At 43.5% G+C, this 20,321-nt stretch carries 14 protein-coding genes; 2 read left to right on the top strand and 12 right to left on the bottom strand.

All coding sequences use genetic code 11. The features are described from left to right. From I6E83_RS09675 to I6E83_RS09640, 8 genes are all read right to left on the bottom strand, one after another. The coding region (locus tag I6E83_RS09675) for an Ig-like domain-containing protein (protein ID WP_197101476.1) at positions 1-3,490 on the bottom strand (3,490 nt) is incomplete at its 3' end. 83 nt (positions 3,491-3,573) lie between these two features. Beyond that, entirely contained in the window at positions 3,574-4,536 is a 963-nt protein-coding gene (locus tag I6E83_RS09670) for an OmpA family protein (RefSeq protein WP_197101475.1), read from the bottom strand. 384 nt (positions 4,537-4,920) lie between these two features. Next, positions 4,921-5,520, bottom strand: coding sequence for a class I SAM-dependent methyltransferase (locus I6E83_RS09665; RefSeq protein ID WP_197101474.1), 600 nt, complete (start codon positions 5,518-5,520; stop codon positions 4,921-4,923). A 165-nt stretch (positions 5,521-5,685) separates the two neighbouring features. Continuing rightward, positions 5,686-9,990, bottom strand: a complete 4,305-nt coding sequence (gene hrpA, locus I6E83_RS09660; protein ID WP_227680897.1) for an ATP-dependent RNA helicase HrpA — start codon at positions 9,988-9,990, stop codon at positions 5,686-5,688. A gap of 102 nt (positions 9,991-10,092) precedes the next feature. After that, positions 10,093-10,851: a hypothetical protein gene (locus tag I6E83_RS09655; RefSeq protein WP_197101472.1), complete on the bottom strand. Its 759-nt coding sequence runs from the start codon at positions 10,849-10,851 to the stop codon at positions 10,093-10,095. Positions 10,852-10,921: 70 nt separating this feature from the next. Continuing rightward, positions 10,922-11,530, bottom strand: a complete 609-nt coding sequence (locus tag I6E83_RS09650) for a DUF1543 domain-containing protein (RefSeq protein WP_197101470.1) — start codon at positions 11,528-11,530, stop codon at positions 10,922-10,924. 168 nt (positions 11,531-11,698) lie between these two features. After that, positions 11,699-12,487, bottom strand: a complete 789-nt coding sequence (locus I6E83_RS09645) for a metallophosphoesterase family protein (RefSeq protein ID WP_197101468.1) — start codon at positions 12,485-12,487, stop codon at positions 11,699-11,701. A gap of 140 nt (positions 12,488-12,627) precedes the next feature. Beyond that, positions 12,628-14,049 carry an SLC13 family permease gene (locus I6E83_RS09640; RefSeq protein WP_110923844.1) on the bottom strand — a complete coding sequence of 474 codons (1,422 nt, stop codon included), beginning with the start codon at positions 14,047-14,049 and terminating at the stop codon, positions 12,628-12,630. A gap of 446 nt (positions 14,050-14,495) precedes the next feature. On the opposite strand from I6E83_RS09640, the gene I6E83_RS09635 reads away from it, so the two are divergent. Next, on the top strand, positions 14,496-14,660 hold the full coding sequence (locus tag I6E83_RS09635; protein ID WP_197101466.1) for a hypothetical protein: 165 nt from the start codon (positions 14,496-14,498) through the stop codon (positions 14,658-14,660). A gap of 44 nt (positions 14,661-14,704) precedes the next feature. Here I6E83_RS09635 and I6E83_RS09630 read toward each other — a convergent pair whose 3' ends face one another. Both I6E83_RS09630 and I6E83_RS09625 read right to left on the bottom strand, forming a co-directional pair. Continuing rightward, positions 14,705-15,400: a YoaK family protein gene (locus I6E83_RS09630; protein ID WP_197101464.1), complete on the bottom strand. Its 696-nt coding sequence runs from the start codon at positions 15,398-15,400 to the stop codon at positions 14,705-14,707. A gap of 144 nt (positions 15,401-15,544) precedes the next feature. Beyond that, positions 15,545-16,351 carry an enoyl-ACP reductase gene (locus I6E83_RS09625; protein WP_110923842.1) on the bottom strand — a complete coding sequence of 269 codons (807 nt, stop codon included), beginning with the start codon at positions 16,349-16,351 and terminating at the stop codon, positions 15,545-15,547. A 342-nt stretch (positions 16,352-16,693) separates the two neighbouring features. Between I6E83_RS09625 and folE the strand changes: the two genes are divergently transcribed. Next, positions 16,694-17,290, top strand: a complete 597-nt coding sequence (folE, locus tag I6E83_RS09620; protein ID WP_227680896.1) for a GTP cyclohydrolase I FolE — start codon at positions 16,694-16,696, stop codon at positions 17,288-17,290. Positions 17,291-17,389: 99 nt separating this feature from the next. On the opposite strand, the gene msrB is transcribed toward folE, so the two are convergent. Then, entirely contained in the window at positions 17,390-18,613 is a 1,224-nt protein-coding gene (gene msrB / locus I6E83_RS09615; RefSeq protein WP_197101439.1) for a peptide-methionine (R)-S-oxide reductase MsrB, read from the bottom strand. 291 nt (positions 18,614-18,904) lie between these two features. Continuing rightward, entirely contained in the window at positions 18,905-20,224 is a 1,320-nt protein-coding gene (locus I6E83_RS09610; protein WP_197101430.1) for an iron-containing alcohol dehydrogenase, read from the bottom strand. Between the last annotated feature and the right edge of the window lie 97 nt (positions 20,225-20,321).

The following is a 20,321-nucleotide window of genomic DNA, read 5'->3' as shown; positions in this document are numbered from 1 at the left end:
GAGTTAAGGCGGTGCCATTAATGTCAGTGATGCTGAGGGTGTCACCATCCAAGTCACTATCAGCGATGCCAGTAGTAAGCGGTGCTAGTACTACGGTGCCGTCTTCTTCTACGGTATATGCATCATCTACTGCAACGGGCGCATCATTCACAGGGGTGACGGTGATGGTTTCTGTGGCGCTCACTTCTGTCGTGCCATCGGTGATGGTGTAGTCAAATTCGACTTCGCCATTAAAGTTGGCATCAGGGGTGAAGCTGATAACACCTGCGGTATCTATGTTCACTACGCCGTTTGGTACGTCAATGCTTTGAGCCACACCTGGAGTTAAGGCGGTGCCATTAATGTCAGTGATGCTGAGGGTGTCACCATCCAAGTCACTATCAGCGATGCCAGTAGTAAGCGGTGCTAGTACTACGGTGCCGTCTTCTTCTACGGTATATGCGTCATCTACTGCCACGGGCGCATCATTCACAGGTGTTACAGTGATGGTTTCTGTGGCGCTCACTTCTGTCGTGCCATCGGTGATGGTGTAGTCAAATTCGACGTCGCCATTAAAGTTGGCATCAGGGGTGAAGCTGATGACACCTGCGGTATCTATGTTTACTACGCCGTTTGGTACGTCAATGCTTTGAGCCACACCTGGGGTTAAGGCGGTGCCATTAATGTCAGTGATGCTGAGGGTGTCGCCATCGAAGTCGCTGTCAGCGTTTAGTGGGTCAAGCACTACGGTGCCATCTTCTTCTACGGTATACGCGTCATCTACTGCCACAGGTACGGTTGGTGGATAGTCAACAACGATGGTGGCTGGGTTAGATGGCTCACCTGTGATGTCAGAGACTACATAGTCTACTGGCGTTGGATCTTCTGTGAAGCCTGACTCTGGGGTGAAAGTAACGGCGCCAGTGGTTGGGTCAACTTCCCATTCGCCTTCGCCTGGTACGGTTAATGTTGTCACTTCAGAGCCATCAGCCGGATCAATGAGCTTGACGCTGGTTGGGTCTATGTCGCCATCAGGGTCGGTGTCGTTACCCAACACGTCAATCAATACGGGCTGGTTTAATGGGCCTGATCCTACGTCATCTACTGCGACGGGCGCATCATTCATAGGCGTTACAGTGATGGTTTCTGTAGCGCTGACCGATGTCGTGCCATCGGTGATGGTGTAGTCAAACTCGACTTCACCATTAAAGTTGGCATCAGGGGTGAAGCTGATGACACCTGCGTTGTCTATGTTCACTACGCCGTTTGGTACGTCAATGCTTTGAGCCACACCTGGGGTTAAGGCGGTGCCATTAATGTCAGTGATGCTGAGGGTATCGCCATCCAAGTCACTATCAGCGATGCCAGTAGTAAGCGGGGCTAGTACTACGGTGCCGTCTTCTTCTACGGTATATGCATCATCTACTGCCACGGGCGCATCATTCACAGGCGTTACAGTGATGGTTTCTGTGGCGCTCACTGCTGTCGTGCCATCGGTGATGGTGTAGTCAAATTCGACGTCGCCATTAAAGTTGGCATCAGGGGTGAAGCTGATGACACCTGCGGTATCTATGTTCACCACGCCGTTTGGTACGTCAATGCTTTGAGCCACACCTGGGGTTAAGGCGGTGCCATTAATGTCAGTGATGCTGAGGGTGTCGCCATCGAAGTCGCTGTCAGCGTTTAGTGGGTCAAGCACTACGGTGCCGTCTTCTTCTACGGTATACGCGTCATCTACTGCCACAGGTACGGTTGGTGGATAGTCAACAACGATGGTGGCTAGGTTAGATGGCTCACCTGTGATGTCAGAGACTACATAGTCTACTGGCGTTGGATCTTCTGTGAAGCCTGACTCTGGGGTGAAAGTAACGGCGCCAGTGGTTGGGTCAACTTCCCATTCGCCTTCGCCTGGTACGGTTAATGTTGTCACTTCAGAGCCATCAGCCGGATCAATGAGCTTGACGCTGGTTGGGTCTATGTCGCCATCAGGGTCGGTGTCGTTACCCAATACGTCAATCAATACGGGCTGGTTTAATGGGCCTGATCCTACGTCATCTACTGCGACGGGGGCATCATTCATAGGCGTGACAGTGATGGTTTCTGTAGCGCTCACTTCTGTCGTGCCATCGGTAATGATGTAGTCAAATTCAACGTCACCATTAAAGTTGGCATCAGGGGTGAAGCTGATGACACCTGCGGTATCTATGTTCACTACGCCGTTTGGTACGTCAATGCTTTGAGCCACACCTGGGGTTAAGGCGGTGCCATTAATGTCAGTGATGCTGAGGGTGTCGCCATCGAAGTCGCTGTCAGCGTTTAGTGGGTCAAGCACTACGGTGCCGTCTTCTTCTACGGTATACGCGTCATCTACTGCCACAGGTACGGTTGGTGGATAGTCAACAACGATGGTGGCTGGGTTAGATGGCTCACCTGTGATGTCAGAGACTACATAGTCTACTGGCGTTGGATCTTCTGTGAAGCCTGACTCTGGGGTGAAAGTAACGGCGCCAGTGGTTGGGTCAACTTCCCATTCGCCTTCGCCTGGTACGGTTAATGTTGTCACTTCAGAGCCATCAGCCGGATCAATGAGCTTGACGCTGGTTGGGTCTATGTCACCATCAGGGTCGGTGTCGTTACCCAATACGTCAATCAATACGGGCTGGTTTAATGGGCCTGATCCTACGTCATCTACTGCGACGGGGGCTGACTGTATATAGTCAACGGTAATGGTCGCTTGGTTAGATTTCAAGCCAGTACTGTCTGAAACCACATAGCTAACGGGAGTTGGATCGCCAGTAAATCCTGTTTCTGGCGTAAAGGTAACCACACCTGTGTCTGGGTCAACCATCCATTCGCCTTCGCCTGGTACGGTTAATGTTGTCACTTCAGAGCCATCATTCGGATCAATAAGCTTGACGCTGGTTGGGTCTATGTCGCCATCAGGGTCGGTGTCGTTAGCCAAGACATCTATGACTACAGGTTGTCCCACCGTACCGCTTTGGGTTTCACCTATTGCTGATGGTGCGCTATTCTCGTCATTATCATCATTACTATTATAGCTAGCAATCAAACCTACCAAACCGATCCCTGCTGCTGCAGGAATCCACCAAGGTATGGCTGCAGCAATATATTCTTCTCCACCCAAAGCTTGTCCTTCTACATCACCATTTTCTAACTGCGTGACATAGTCATACGTTTCACCAGTATCTGGAATGTAGTAATAATACTCTCCATCTTCAGCGATACCGACTAAAGCACTGTCTGGATTGTCATAAAAACCTTCTATGATGAGATCGCTATCTTCACCATTTTCTTCAAATGAGACATGTAAATCATTCTTAATGCGTTTGGTAATGATGTGATTAGGGGCACGGTTAATTGCGGTATCATGAAACTCGTAATTGACTTTATCTGTCGCTTGGATGACTGTTGGTATGCCATCTTGAGTAACCACTTCTATTTGGTTGATGGTCTTATGCACATCGTTCGTTTTTACGATTATAGTATTCATGTTATTACCTTCTTTTTTTAATTCAGTGATACCGCTTAGTATTTCTAATTAGGCAAGTGTGGTTGCCTATGCATCATTTTTTATTAGCTGCTTGTGCGTTCTTCAACTACTGCAACCACACGACGATTGAGCTGACGTCCTTCTGCGTTATCGTTACTGGCTCTTGGCTGAGACTCACCATAGCCAATGGCAGTTAAGCGTTCAGGCGCAATCGAGAACTGTGTTATCAACACTTCTTTGACGGCATCTACGCGGCGCTGTGATAAAGCTTGGTTGTAGCTGTCACTGGCACGGCTATCGGTATGACCTTCGATGGTCACGACAGTATTAGGATATTTCACCATAAACGCGGCCAAATCAGATACTTTAGAATAATATTCAGGGCGTACTATGGATTTGTCTGTCTCAAACAAGACTTCAAGTTCAATGGTTACTTTTTCGGCGAGTACAGGTACAGTCGGTTGCACAATAGGTGGCGGTGTTACGACAGGCGCTGGGCAGTTAGGTACCACTCGGCTGATTTGATGCGTTTGATAGCGTTTAGCATCTAGTAATGGTAAGGCACTTTCAGCGGTTATCTGATCAAGCTTACTTTTGCCTGTGTCGTCCATATCTACATAAAAGAAATAGGTTTGACCGCCTACCAGCTGATAGTCTTGTTTGTCTGCTAGTAAGTCATTGTCTTTAAAGCCAGTAGCATGTGCACTAACTTGATTGGTACCAACACAAGAATTGACGACAGTATAGTTACCAGGATGCAAGCTGACTTGGAATCTATTATTAATGGATACGTTGGCACTGGTTTGTTCTACGTCATCATCATTTTTGCGGATAAAGACCAGTCTCGTTTCATCAGTATCAACGTTAGCAGCCAAGATTTTTTGGAAGTCAGTATCCACTTGGTTGTTCCATGTTACGTTACCCACTCGCCGGCTGTCGCCTTCATTATCAACACTACTGTGACCGGTCATGGCGCAAGCTGACAGACTCAATAAAAGGGCTGGCAATACGATAGCCGCTGTCATATTCTTGAATACTCTTTCCATGGTTCATTCCTAATTCATCAATGATTTGTGGGTAACTTTTCTGAGTTTTTCTAACAATACGCTATATTTGAGCTATGAACTTACATTAAGACAGTTTTTTTATGAACATACTTATTCAAAATAAGTATATCCGTATTATATTTGGCAAAAAAATACACATAATTTATGTGTAAGAAAGTAATAATGTATAATTACACATAACTCTGATGTATTGATTATATATCAATACTCACAATTCGTCATGTAAAAAAGCCAAACATTAGTCTAATTTTTCAAATGAAATATTCACTCACTCAGGATATATATAGCTTGGCTCGAGAAAAAATCCTTAATATTATCTAATAATTTTTATAAAAATAAATTACTTAACTTTTATTATTCTATTTATTCTTTTTTTCCAACAAACTGCACGACAGCACTAAGTCCTTGATGACGTTTTCCCTCTGATACCATACGCAGTCGTTCAATACCAATGATTTCCTTAAGCGCTACAAGCTCACTTTGTAAGTTCTCTAACGACCCAAAACGCTCTATTTGACTGGCAGGTGGTCCTCCGATAGCATCTGTCTCTAGCTGCTCTTTGGTATAGGCTTCAACAATAAACACACCATTTGGCTTTAGAGCAGTGACAATCTGCGCATGTATATGTTGACGTAACGCGTCAGGTACATGTGCCCAGATAGAGACAATAGCATCCCATTTATTGGTACCAAAGGGGTAATCGGCCAAATCTGCCACTTGAGTTGTAATTGTCACTCCTCTATCTTTTGCCAACTGTGTCGCTTTTGTCAGACCCACTTCGGACATATCCATCGCAGTAACGTTATAGCCTTGCTGCGCTAAGAAAACGGCATTTCTACCCTCGCCCTCTGCTAGACATAATACGTGCCCACCTGTGGGAATCTGCTCAAACGTCTCTCTCAAAAAATCATTAGGCTCTTTACCAAATGCAAATTCTGTGCCGCTATAGCGTTCGTCCCACATGTTTATCATCCTTTTTGTTTGAGATTATCTCTTACTTTGACGGTAGCTTGCATAAGATAAGCACAGAGCATTAGTGAAATAGGCACTCTGAAATCAGTTGTTTAAAATTCGTCACACTACCAAATTTTAAAAAAATTATGATTGTTTAGCACTATAACTCTCTGACTAACTCACCTTATCCCACATCTTACTTAGACGCTTCGGCGATACTGCCATACGGGTTTTCATAGGTTGGGCGAATAGCTGAATACGATACTCCTCCACCATCCAGCGGTAGTCACTAATGGCGTCTTTGTCCGCACGCCCTGCTAGTCGCTCCATATGTAAATCTAATGCATAGACGCCATCCAGATCCGCATCCAGATTGTGCTCAAGGCGTTCAAGACGAACCTCTAATGCTTCTAGATAACGTGGATACTGCTGCCAATGACTATAGTCCATACGATAGACAAAATCAGCCAGATGTAAATCTTCTAACTGGTCTTCAATATCCTCGATAGACTCACCAAATATCTCCCGATCTAGCATCAATAATCCTTGGCGAATACGCTGCCATCGGGTATAGACATTTTTAAGCGTTTTGATCACGCTTTGACCAGTCAATAAAAAATTGCCAGCCACGACTTCTAAGGTTTTCTCATACTCTGCTGAAGTAAACGGCAACTCCTCAGCAAGTGCCACCGCAGTATCATCTGCATTTTCAGGCAAGTCTGTACTGTGATCAAATAATATATAATGCTCTTCAAGCGCCGCGTCTAATGCTGCATCGATGATGATAGTCTTAAGCTTACCCATATCACCAAGTGGTGCAAACGCCAATTTAAAGATACTGTCAACTTGACTGGTGAGCTGCTTTTTCTTTGCGCCAAGCTTGCTCTTAATTAAGGCAAGTACTCCGATACGATGCGCCTGTAATGCCGCATTAACATCCGTATATTGATGAATCGATACCGCTTCACCTGCTTCATCAGCGACCAAAGCCGCAAACTGCTTCATCACCACGCCTGCACTGTGATGGTTTTTGCTAAAGGCAAAATGTTCAGGGAACTCAGTATGTGCTCCTTGCTGCTCATTAACGGCTTGACGGGTTTCACTGGCATGTCGAACTTGCAACGTTTGCAGGTCACGACCTTTTTCGATAATACAGTTTTTATCATCGACCACACAGATTTGTGGCTGCAAGTAACGGTCAATCGTAGACGGATTAAATTTATCTGGTGTCACTGACATAATACCGCGACGATTGAGCGCTTGGCAGAGCTGCTTCAATAGTCCTTGTCCACCAGCGGGTTGCAACTCGTCAAACAAGCCGTCAGCCGTATCAGGAATCGGTACTATCTGACGACGGATATCTTTGGGTAATGACTTAAGTAATTGCAACACTAGCTCATAGCGCCAGCCAGGTACGCCCCACAATAGCTCAATGGCATCAAGCTGCGGCAACGCGACAAGCGGTACGCGAATGGTCACACCATCATCATCACTTGCTGGGTCAAAGATATAACGTAGCGGTAGTTTTAAGTCACCCAACTTCCATACTTCTGGGAAGTCTCCCGTGGTCGGTGCTTGGCTATTGAGTACGTCATCATCAGTAAAGAATAAATGCTTGCTATCAGTTTTTTCGACTTCAGCGCGCCAGTCTTCAAAAGATTTACGACTGGCAATGTGCTCAGGGATTTTTTTGTCATAAAACTGATATAGCGACTCTTCATCGACCAACAAATCACGGCGGCGTAATTTATCTTCAATACGTTCGATGTCTGCGATTTTATCCATATTGTGCTGTAAAAATGGTGCTTGACGACCCAAATTACCAGTGACCAGACCATCACGGATAAAGATTTCACGTGACTCGCTTAGATTGACTTGCTCATAATTGGTCAGCTGCTTACTGATAATAATCAGACCAAATAAACTAATCTGTGCATACGCTTTGACACGACCTGTCTTTTTCGACCAATGCGGCTCAAAGTAGTGATACTTCAACAAGTCACCAGCAGCGGAGATAATCCATTCTGGCTCAATCTTGGCCACCGTACGCATGAATACCTGAGAAGTTTCTACGACCTCAAATGCCATCACCCATGGTGGTATCTGTTTAAATACCGTACTGGCTGGAAATATCTTGGCTTTTTGTTGGCGGGCTGCGAGATATTCGCCACGATTTTCGGTCTTATGAGCGATAGTAGAAAGCAGACCTGTCATCAACGCACGATGCAAGTTCGCGTACTTAACTGCCTTTAGCTCTTCATCTTCAATCGCCGTAGGGTCGCTAGTAGTGGCCTCTAGCGCCTTGCCCTTAGCAGCAGCTTTGGCATCATTGACATCGGTAAGCTTCAAATCAGTGACCATTTGCACCAGTTGGCGATGCGTTTGATGCCACTCTCTTACACGTGGAAAGCTCAGATAATTTTTCTTAGTAAACTGCTTGCGCTGATTACCAGACAGCTTATTTCCGTCTTCGTCCTTTTCAAACAACGCTTTCCATAGACTTAAATAGAATAGGAAATCAGAGTCATCTTGGCGGAACTCAGCATGCTTTTGATCCGCTTGCTGACGTTTATTAACAGGACGCTCGCGTGGGTCCTGAACTGCAAGTGCGGCGACAACGATGAGCATTTCACGAATGCAGTCAAAGTCAGAGCCCGCAACCAGCATACGTGCCAGCCTTGGATCGATTGGCATACGTGCCATCTTTTGACCAGTAGCCGTCAAGGCGAGATGATCAAGACCTTTTTTTGGTTTTGACTTATTGGTTTTATTCGCAGAAGTGGCTTCAGTTTTAGAAGTAATCGCTCCTAGCTCGTCGAGCAATTTATGCCCGTCCGTGACCAAGCGGCTGTCAGGTGGCTCGATAAACGCAAAATCATCGACACTACCTAAGCGCAGATTGGCCATCTGCAAGATGACTGACGCTAAGTTGGTTCGTAGAATCTCAGGTTCAGTGAACTCTGGACGACCGCTAAAGTCTTCTTCACTATATAGACGAATACAGACACCCGGCGCAACTCGACCACAACGACCTTTACGCTGATTGGCTGCTGCTTGTGAGATCGCTTCAATAGGTAAGCGCTGTACGCGTGAGCGGTAGGAATAACGAGAGATTCTCGCAAAGCCCAAATCGATAACATAGCGAATACCGGGTACAGTCAGCGCTGTCTCAGCCACGTTGGTCGCGATAACGATACGTCGACCACGACCGGACGGCTGAAAAATACGCTGCTGCTCTTCATAGGTCTGCCGCGCAAACAAGGGTAATACTTCGGTGTGCTTAGGTCCATGACGCTCTAGGACTTCTTGTGTCTCACGAATCTCGGCTTCCGTCGCGGCAAATATCAAGATATCTGCCTGATCAGCATGTCCTTTGCTTTGCGCATCACTAAAGCACTCTTCTACTGCGGCAACGATAGCACGTGGCAGATTTTCTTCAAAGTCATCATAACTGTCATCATCGGAGCTCGTCACAGGCTCATCAGTGAGTGGGCGATAACGAACTTCTACCGGAAAGCTTCGACCCTCGACATTAAAGATTGGCGCAGGCACTTTACGTTTAAGTTTGGTATCATAGTGACTAAAATACTCACTAAAGCGCTTGGTATCTAGTGTCGCTGAAGTAATAATGACTTTTAGATCAGGACGCTTGGGTAGCATCTTTTTCAGATAACCCATAATAAAGTCAATATTTAAGCTACGCTCATGTGCTTCATCAATAATAATCGTATCGTACTTACTCAAGAACCGATCATGACCCAGTTCAGCCAACAAGATACCATCGGTCATGAGCTTCACAACGGATTGCGCCGATCCTTGTTCATTAAAACGAATTTTAAAACTTATGGTATTCCCTAAGGGTTCGCCCAATTCTTCTGCAATACGGTTTGCCACACTTCTCGCTGCTAGACGCCTCGGTTGCGTATGCCCTATCTGCCCTTTGATGCCACGTCCTGCCAGCATCGCAAGCTTCGGTAACTGCGTCGTCTTACCAGAACCGGTCTCACCTGCGACGATAATAACTTGGTTATCGATGATGGCTTGAATCAAATCATCTGCACGTTGACTCACGGGCAAATCAAGGTTTAGCTTAGCTGGCAAGTCTGCGGGAATGCTATCAATACGCGCCTGTACCGCTTCTTGAGATCGAGTTTTAATTTTGTCGTATTGCTCGCGTTTTTTTGTTAGCGCATCATTGGCTTTTTCGCTATTCTCTTTTTTGCTCGACACAACGGCACGTGCCAGCTCTCGCTCTAGACGCGTTAAGTAATAGCTGTCTTTGGCGAGTACTGGCAAATCAGCGGCTATATGAGATTGAGCAGCTGTTTTGTCACTGCGTGGTGCGGCACTGTTTGGTGTAATATTTAAATTTTCGTGACTTGTGCTATCGTTTTCTTCATTCGGATTAGTGGTGCTATTGGTTTGACGAGTAGCATTTTCGTTAGATGCTTGTGTGGTATTCTCAGAATTATTGGACATATTTACTTAGGCTATTTATTATTTAAAAGTGTTTAGATTATGGGGGTAATTTGAGTGTGATTCAAGTTGGTTCTGATGTTTGGTTGGTAACCAAAAAGACCTTTACTGATTTTCAAAGCGCTCAGTCAAAAGAGACTCAAGCTCGTCAGTCATAGGTTTAAATTTAAAATGCTCTGGCTCCATTTGAGCAATCAAAGCATACTGATCATTTTCAATCGAGTTGTTCTCACAAGAAAAATGATTCATCTCCTGACCAGTGATGGTATTAATGATATAAAAAGAGGTATCGCCGTCTTCGTACTGTGACAACTTATAATAATTATTCGGATCTCGCATAATGAGACTTGTAGCATTAAGATATTTTACATAATAGGCATCCTCAGTAGCTTGCTGTGCTTCTAAATTTAAAGGATTACCTTGGGTGGCGAAATAATACTTGAGCATATAACCAATATCGCTATTAATCACATCCAAACGTAAATGCTCGCCGTCTTCTGTGACACATTGATATATTACAAAGGGTTCATACACACGTGGATTAGTAGTCGTGTTTTCATCTTTCACACTCTCCCATTCCATGCCCATAATAGGTGCATCTAACATGACACCTCCCTCTTCCATCAATTTATAACCTATTGGTACATCTTGATCATTTACCATAGATTGAGAGCTTGATAACTCACTGTTATCTTCTATAGCCTTTTCAGCCTCGTTACTTGATACTGCTGTAGTGTCATCAGATTTTTCTGGTTCATTCTTATTATTCCAGAACTCTACAGCCACTAGAACAGTGAACATTCCTATTCCAATGCCAATACCTGCAATAACCCACTTAAAAAATCCTTTTATGAAATTTTGCAAATCTGCTCGCCCTATTTTATTTTTGTGAATGAGTTATTTATTCAATAATCTTGTTAATTATACTTATTAATCATAACGCCAATTTTTTTAAATTCTTTATACTCAAATAGCCGACATATTCTTTATCTGCTAAACCCTCATCTATTGCTTTATCGACAACATCGATGGGTTCAATCACTAACTGAAAGTTTGATATCAGATCATTCACGTTATATATATTGTCTATATCTACTTCAAACTTATCATCAATATGTGAAGCAGCATCAAAAGGTGAGTTGCTATCTTCAAAAGTAAACTGCTGATAAAACGCACTTTGTTTTGCTTGTTTGATAGCACCTGCTTGATTGGGGGCAACGATGAGTAACTTATAATGAAATTCTTCAAAACTGCCCTGCTGGTATCCACCGAGATTAATGAAAAACAGCTTTAAGTCTTTACTATGATCAGTTTGATTATCAACTTGCTTACTGTGCTCAACCAATTTAATAGCATGACCATCAACGTTGGTAACCGCACGATACGAGTCAATATGCCATTTGTTTTTTACTTCTGGCCAATGCTCATTGATATCTGCAATTAATTCACTCACCTGATTGGCCACACCAAAGAAAATATCGTGCTGTTCAATCAAGCGACCTTTGGGCCGAGCGCCCAGTTGAATCATATATAGGATTGGCATAAATCATTGCCTTATATCGTCATTCCACTATAAAAGTATGACAGCGTTAACCTCGCTTGAAGTATCAAATATACATCTACACTCGGTTGCCTTGTACTACTTTTAAATTGAATCGACTATAGGTAAAGTTAGGGGGTAGATTATTAAATAAATAATGTCATACCAAGCTTAAAACACACGTCCCGTTCTCAGTGCAAATGCCCAATCTTCTCGACCATTCTTTGAAGCTAATTGAGCAGCAGCCTCATAATCGTAAGGCACCTTAATATGTTCGGTTTGCCAGCGCTTCCCCTGCTCGGTATCAACACACCTAATGATTGCATAACTTGCATGAGGAGAATAGGTCTGCATTCTATGGACATTAGGTAAGTCATCTTCATAGGCGGGATAACCAACGCTACCAGTATTGATAACCATTTGATCGGTCGATAGCTTTATCGTACGCGGGATATGGGTGTGACCACATACGATAACCTTACTATCAATACCATTGAGCAATGCCAGAATATCTGCGTCACTACGTACTCTCGGTTGACCTGTTTCTATATTTTCTAACAGATATACCATGTCATCCGTCGGCGACCCATGACACAGATAAACGTCTTTGCTTAAATGGCAATCAAAAGGCAAGTTTTGCATCCATTTCATTGCGGCGGCTGGCAAGTTGTCGATAATAAAATCTAGCGTTGGATTATTCTCAATATCTGCCGCTGTCGCCTCATATATCTGCCTATCTTGGTTACCACAAATAGTAATAATATCATCTCGATAGGTCATCAGCAGCTCATAAGTTGCTTTCGGCGCAATCGGGCCATACAAAATATCACCAAGATTGACGATTTGTTCTACATTACGACGCTTTATGTCTGCAAGAACCGCCTCTAGAGCAAAGACATTGCTATGAATGTCAGAAATTGCAGCGATGGTACTTATCTGCTGATCATCAAGATTCACCATATTACTTACCTCCTCTTACCAATAAGGTCTTATAAAAATACTAAGAAGCAAATATTAAAAACCTCAGAAAGTAAAAAACCCGATGTTTAAGCATCACTTAAAACATCGGGTTTGGTTTCATTACTATATTATTTTCTAAGCTATATTAAGAAAAAATATGCCCACAGCCCCACGACAAAGGTGGCGATAATATTAAGAATAATACCGGTACGAATCATCTCTGTTTGCTTGATGAGACCTGTACCAAACACAATAGCATTCGGTGGCGTCGCAACTGGTAGCATAAAGGCACATGATGCACCAATACCAATGACCAATACCAACACTTCATGTGGCAAGCCCATCTGCTCTGCAATAGCAGCAAATACTGGCACCAACAATGCGGCAGATGCCGTATTAGAGGCAAACTCAGTTAAGAAGATAATGAACGCAGATACCGCAATCATCACCACAACCAGTGGTGCCGAAGACAAGGCATTTGCGACCGTTTCACCCAATACTAGAGACGCACCTGATACTTTCAATACTGTCGACAGCGCAATACCGCCACCAAACAGCATGAGTACACCCCAATCCGTATTGTCAGAGACTTGCTTCCACGATACCAATCCTAAACTCACCACTGCTGCTGCCGCTGATAAAGCGATAATGGCATCCGTATCAGTGATATCTAATGCTTCACCAATTTGTTTGGAAAATATCCAACTCAACGCAGTAACAATGAAGACAATAATCGTCACTACACGCGGTTTGTTCCAAGCAATAGGCTCATCTTCTACTATCACAATTTTACGATTTAGATTGGGTTTGAGGAACACATACATCGCACCTAATAATAGTGGCAATAACACCAACATCATAGGTATACCAAACTTCATCCAGTCAATAAAGGCGATATCCAGTGCCTTTGCTGCGATAGCATTAGGTGGCGAACCAACGATAGTACCTAAACCACCCAGACTTGCCGAGTAAGCAATACCTAGTAGGACAAATACAAACGTACCGCGATCTTTTTCACGATCGACCTGTGTCAATATACCAAGCGCTAATGGTAGCATCATCGCCGCAGTGGCCGTATTCGATATCCACATCGACAAAAATGCCGTCACGCCAAATATCAAAAACACAGCGGTGTTTAGCTTACCACCTGACATCGATAAAATCTTTAATGCGATTTTTTTGTCCAATTGCTGTACATGCAAGGCGGCTGCCAAAGCAAAACCACCAAAAAACAAATAAATCGTCGGACTAGCAAAGCTCTCTAAACCAATTTTGGCATCGAAGTCTGGTATACCAATTAATGCACCCACGACCACGACCAATAGTGCAGTAATGGTAACGTGTACCGCTTCCGTCAACCACAGCACGCCAATGAAAAACAACAAGGCTAGCCCTTTATTGGCATTAATATCGAATGGCAACACATTATAGATAATCATAGCGACAATCGCCGCAATAGCGACAACAATCAATCCTTTACCAGTACCCTTTGGAAAGGTATCGGTAAATAAATACTCATTACCATCGTTAGGTAGATGGCTGTCTAGTTTTTGCTCTGACATAAAACGTCCTTATTTCCTCAAAGACAGTGTAAAAATGCCCTACATATGAAGGCAACTATAGTATTCACTTTGTCATTAACCCAAAAAAATACGTGGCTATCATAGCAGATATATGACAGAAAAATTAATTGACAAATTACTTAATAAATTTATACCAGAACATTCTTTTAACTATTCTTAATGCTCACATATTTATTAGCAATGAGTTCTATGTTAACTATGGCGTAATTATGCATTTTATCTATGCACTAGAAATAGAAGCACACCATTGAAAACCTATCTGATATCTGGTTACATATATTCACTAAACAAGTGTACACTGTATATATACAAGAGTATAGCCGTCTCTCATACTGACAGTCGAGCCAAATAATAGTAGGCATCTCAAAGCCTATTTCTATTAGAGATTTATACTGGAAATACATAAAAATAAACAGGAGCACTTTATGACAGACGCAAATAAAACTGACTCAACCACGAAAATGGCACCTAAAGACATCAATCAAGACGGTCTAGCCAAAGAAGACCAGCAACGTACCGATGACTCTGCATTAGATATGATGCAAGGTATGCATGAACATGAAAACCACAGCGAAGAAGGCGATAAATAAATTACCGCTTTATGTTTAACGAAAAAGAGAATAGGCGCCTATCATTATGATGAGTGCCTTTTTCCTCTCGGTAGCCTTTTTTCTGGCAAGTGATCTGACGCATAGTTATATATAAATGCCGCCGTCAATACGATGGTGATGGGCACTAGCAACGCACCATAGCCTACTTTGGCATACAAAAATGCCCCGACGACACTGCCACCGCAAAAGCAATACCAAATAATAGCCTGAAAACCTAGTGTCGGCTTGCTGATTGAGCGACCTGCTAACCAATTACCAATCGCTGCACCCATATCTGACGTTAAGCCCGTTAAATGAGTTGTTCGAATGACGGCACCACTATAAGTTGCGACCATGGCATTCTGTAATCCACACGCCATCGCAGCGGCTAACTGTCCTAGATAATCGTGCTGTTGGTACAACCAATAGCTAATCAACAGTAATGACGCCTCGAGATATAACGCACGGCCATAACGTTTACCTAGCTTTAAAGGCGCTTGTCCAATCACGAAACCACTCAAGACCGCACCCGCTAAAAAAGACAGCAGCAGCGCACCAATATACAAAATACTGTGCACATCTAAATAAGCAATCGCTGATGCAAATAAGCTCACATTACCAGTAACATGAGAGACTGATAAATTAGCAAAGCCCATCAATGCAGCAGTATTGACACAGCCCGCACTAAACGCAAGCACTGCACCACCCCACAATATCCACTTTGGTAGTTTAGTTATCATATCTACTGCCTGAAGGCTAACTTAAAAATGGTCTCTAGTATAACCAAAAAAGGCAGCCAATTGGCTGCCTTCCTTATTTCTTAAACGCTATTTTTTCAACAATGCTATTAATTACCTAAGAATGCTCTCAATTATCTAAGACAGTTACTTTGGTTCGTCCAGCATCATCAACTGCTCGCTAATGGCAACGGTATTAAAACCCGCATCAACAAACATAATCTCTCCAGTAATACCGGATGCCCACGGAGATAGTAAGAACAATGCAGCATTACCTACTTCTGTCTGGGTAATGTTACGCTGTAGTGGCGCTATTTTTTCGCTGACATCGAGCATTTTACGGAATGATTTGATACCACTAGCGGCAAGCGTACGGATAGGACCTGCTGAAATCGCATTAACACGGATACCTTCACCACCCATAGAGGTCGCAAGATAGCGAACACTGGCTTCAAGACTGGCTTTTGCCATGCCCATGACATTGTAGTTCGGCAATACTGAGATACTACCTTCATAAGTTAGTGTCAGCATAGAGCCGTGACGCATGGCTAGCAATGCGCGAGCTTCTTTGGCCAATGCAACAAAGCTATAGCTTGAGATATCGTGCGCAATGTGACTGCCTTCACGAGTGGTCGCGTTGACAAAATCGCCGTCTAGCTGATCCATTGGTGCAAAGCCAATTGCATGTACCACACCGTCAATACCATCACCCCAATGAGCAGTTACTTGCTCAAAGCAAGCAGCAATAGACTCGTCAGATGCTACGTCGCACTCTAGCACCAAATCTGCTTCGAATTTTTCTGCAGCCATATCCACACGTTTTTTGATCTTATCGTTTGGATACGTCAAAATTAGTGAAGCACCTTCACGGTGTAGCGCTTCTGCGATTGCCCAAGCGATAGAGAGCTTGCTTGCGATGCCCGTTACGACAAATCTTTGTCCTTGAAGTAGCATAGTGTTTCCTTTTGAATCGATCAAATTTATTGATATTAAAAAATTATTTAGAGTTGTTATATATGACAGATAGCCAGTGATAATTAAACACAAATGATAGGTGAACTATTATACACGAATTAATTTAAGTAAACAGTCGTAAACTAGATTTGCCTACAATGGTGCCTAATATTGATTAAACATTGAACTACGAACCACAGCAGTATGAAGTTAAGCAGATTTCAAGTATAATCACAGCCCTTCCCAGCTTGCACAATTTTTATAATAATCCTTTACAACCGTTGTTTGTAAACAAGGATTTAGCGTTAAGCTACACCCACATTTTGGATGGCTGCCAAACTTATGAGTAACACCCTAACAATAACATCAAATTACCAAGAGAGCGCTGAGTCTTATCGCCAATTGATCAGCTCAACTGGTGAAGACTTACACCGCCCTGGTCTTGAAGATACACCCATGCGTGCCGCAAAAGCTTTTGCCCATTTAACCCAAGGCTATCATCAGAACTTAGATGAAGTCGTCAATGATGCGCTGTTCCCATCAAGCAATCGTGAACTCGTATTGGTACAAAATATTGAGTTTTACTCATTATGCGAGCATCATATGTTGCCGTTTCATGGTATCGCACATGTCGGCTATTTACCCAATGGTCAAGTACTAGGCTTGTCAAAATTTGCCCGTATCGTTGATATGTTTTCCCGTCGTTTGCAAGTTCAAGAGAACTTAAGCGAACAAATAGCACAAACTATTATGGAAGTCACTGGTTGCCGCGGCGTCGCTGTCGTGATGGATGCCGCACATATGTGTATGATGATGCGTGGTGTAGGTAAACAGCATTCCACTACACGTACGATGTCGATGTTAGGTGAGTTTGTCCATGACAACCAAGCACGTACGGAATTTTTGAGCGCGATACCTAAGCGTCAACCTGCTTTTTAGTTATTAGCATAAAGAGTCATTAAATATAGAGTCATTAAATATTCAAAAATAAGAAAAGGACGCCTAGGCGTCCTTTTCTTATTTCAGTTCTGTCAAAAGTTAAGAAGCAATTGGTTGTACGTCATCAATCCAATCACCGTAACCTTCTTTTTCCATATCTGCTAATGGTACAAAACGCAGTGCTGCTGAGTTCATACAGTAGCGCTTGCCTGTGGGTGCAGGGCCATCATCAAACACGTGACCGACATGCGAGTCAGCATAGCGACTACGTATCTCGGTACGAACGGAGAAGATACCGCGATCTTCTTTTTCAACGACCATATCTGTACTTAATGGACGAGTAAAGCTTGGCCAGCCTGTTCCAGACTTGTATTTATCACGAGAAGAGTACAGCGGCTCACCGGATACGACATCGACATATAGACCAGGCGCTTTATTATCCCAATATTCATTATCAAAAGCGCGCTCAGTGCCCTCTTCCTGAGTCACCTTATACTGAATATCACTGAGTGATTTCTTTAATTCACTCTTGGCAGGTTTTACAAAGGTCTTTGAATTAAAACCAGTAGTAGCCACTGCGGTATTTGAAGGTGTGGTTGATGTATTTGCTGTCACACTACCAGCAGCTGGTTTGAACTGACTAAAGTCCAACTCATAGTTTTTACCATATACGCTCTCGATAAACTGGTAGCGACCAGAGTTGAAGGTATACGCTTTATAACGAAGTGGGTTCTTTTTATAGTAATCCTGATGATACTCTTCTGCCGGGTAGAAGGTGCTGGCAGGAACGACTTCTATCACCACTGGCTTGTCATAGACGCCAGAGTCTTGCAGCGCTTTTTTCGCCGCTTCTGCTGTTTGCTTTTCTTGTTGGTTATTATAGAAAATAGCAGGTCGATACTGGGTTCCACGATCTACATACTGGCCATCAGCATCGGTTGGATCAGCGATACGCCATAATGCTTGTACTATGCCATTATACGTTATTTTCGTCGGATCATAGTACACTTGCGCCGCTTCAGTATGGCCGGTGCCACCTGCTGATACCTGTTTATAAGTTGGATTCTGAGTCTCACCGCCTGTATAACCTGATACCACTTCCACAACACCAGGTATCTTCTCATAACCCGCCTCTACACACCAAAAACAGCCGCCAGCGACTGTCGCCACAGCCAAATTAGGATCTGTAGGCGCATAAGGGTTGTTACCAGTGGTTGGTGGCGTGGTCTTCGCAGTATTTTCAGTGGCAGCACAGCCAACAAAGAAAGTACTGCTCGCCGCAACAACCATAGCAGCGACCTTGGCGTTTAGTTTGAGGTTCATTAGAATATCCTAAAAATAATGTTATGGAGTGAAGCTACACAGTTATCATAACCCTTGTGTGTCACTGGAATACACCTAGTTTGTTATAAAAATTTAACGTAGATTAAAAACTCTGTACTTAAACTGAACAATCATCGTCTAATATTTTTGGTTTAAGCTATTTTTTAGGTTTTTACTTTTCGAATAGCGGTTTTTTGAATATTTATAAGCTAAACCCATACAGCGTAATAACGGAAAAAGAGCACGCTACACTGGTGGTAGCATGCTCTTTTTATACCGCATTTATATATCTTAGGCTACTTTAGTGCTTTCTGTTTTGTCATTCATACAGTGATCACTTGCCTGCTTGATCTTTATCAAGATATCTTTTATTTCAGATGCTGTGAGGTAAAGTGGTACTGCATAAGTATCACTGACTTCTTTTGCAGCGGCTTTAGCAATATTATCAAAATCACTGGTTTGTAAGCCGTTAACAGTGGGATCAATATTTAAGTCTGCAATCAGCTCACGTACTTGAGCGATTAGATGATCGGTTATCGCACTGTCAATACTGTCACTTCCAGCTGCTTGATTTGTGTTTACTATGCCTGTTTTTCTAGCCAATGCTGCCAGTCTTTTTTGGCTTGCTTGACGGTTCACATCCAAAACATAAGGCAACACAATAGCATTTGCACGACCATGAGGAATACGATAATACGCGCCTAACTGATGAGCAATCGCATGCACATAACCGAGGCCAGCTTTATTAAAGGCGATACCACCATAGTGAGCCGCTACACCCATCGCTTCTCTTGCTTGTAGGTCGCCACCATCTTTATAGACTATCGGTAAGTAATGCATAACAGACTTGACCGCAGAAGCCGCATAATAGTCGGTCTCTACACTAGCGTTCACACTCATCCACGCTTCGAGCGCATGTGTCAGTACATCGATACCCGTATCAGCGGTAATATGAGCTGGCATGCCTTTCATAATAACCGGATCAATCGCGGCTGCTAATGGCACCATTCTAGGATCAATAGAGAGTGCCTTTTGATGCGTCTTGTCATCAGACACTACCGCACCGAGTGTGGCTTCTGAGCCAGTGCCCGCCGTCGTAGGCACACAGTACAATGGGATGGCTGGTTTTCTTGCTTTGAGAATACCAATGAGTTGCTTAGGTTCGCAGCGATTACCCTGCGACATCGCCATCATTTTGGCAGCATCAATGACCGAACCGCCACCGATGGCGATGATTGCATCGCACTTTGCTGCTATAGACTGGCTTAGACCTTCTTCGATTACCGTAAAAGTAGGATCTGGTGTAACACCATCGTAGACATGATAGCTGATATTTTTTGCGTCTAGATAATCAGTGATTTTCGCAGGTATACCAAGTTTATTTAATACCGCATCAGTGACAATAAATACGTTGGTGCTGCCTTCATTGATGAGCATATCACACAGCTCATGACAGGAAGACTCACCGACGAACAGCATTGGTCTTCTGATAGGAATGACGTAAGAAAATGCCTTCAGCACTTTGGCGCGAGTCTTAGCAACGGCGACATACCCTGCATGTTGCAATCCGTTACTGCCTACTAATTTAGAAATGCTATTTTGCTTCTTCATGGGTAAACAGTCCTTTTAATAATACCAAAATAGTAATAGCAATCATTTTAATCAGCGACTAAAAGCCATTAGTAAAGTAACAGCACATCTATATAGT

It is taken from the genome of Psychrobacter sp. SZ93C1 (genome assembly GCF_015864635.1).
GTDB lineage: Bacteria > Pseudomonadota > Gammaproteobacteria > Pseudomonadales > Moraxellaceae > Psychrobacter > Psychrobacter fozii.
The sequence above is the reverse complement of the archived record's forward strand: the minus strand, read 5'-3'. Positions and strand labels throughout refer to the sequence as shown.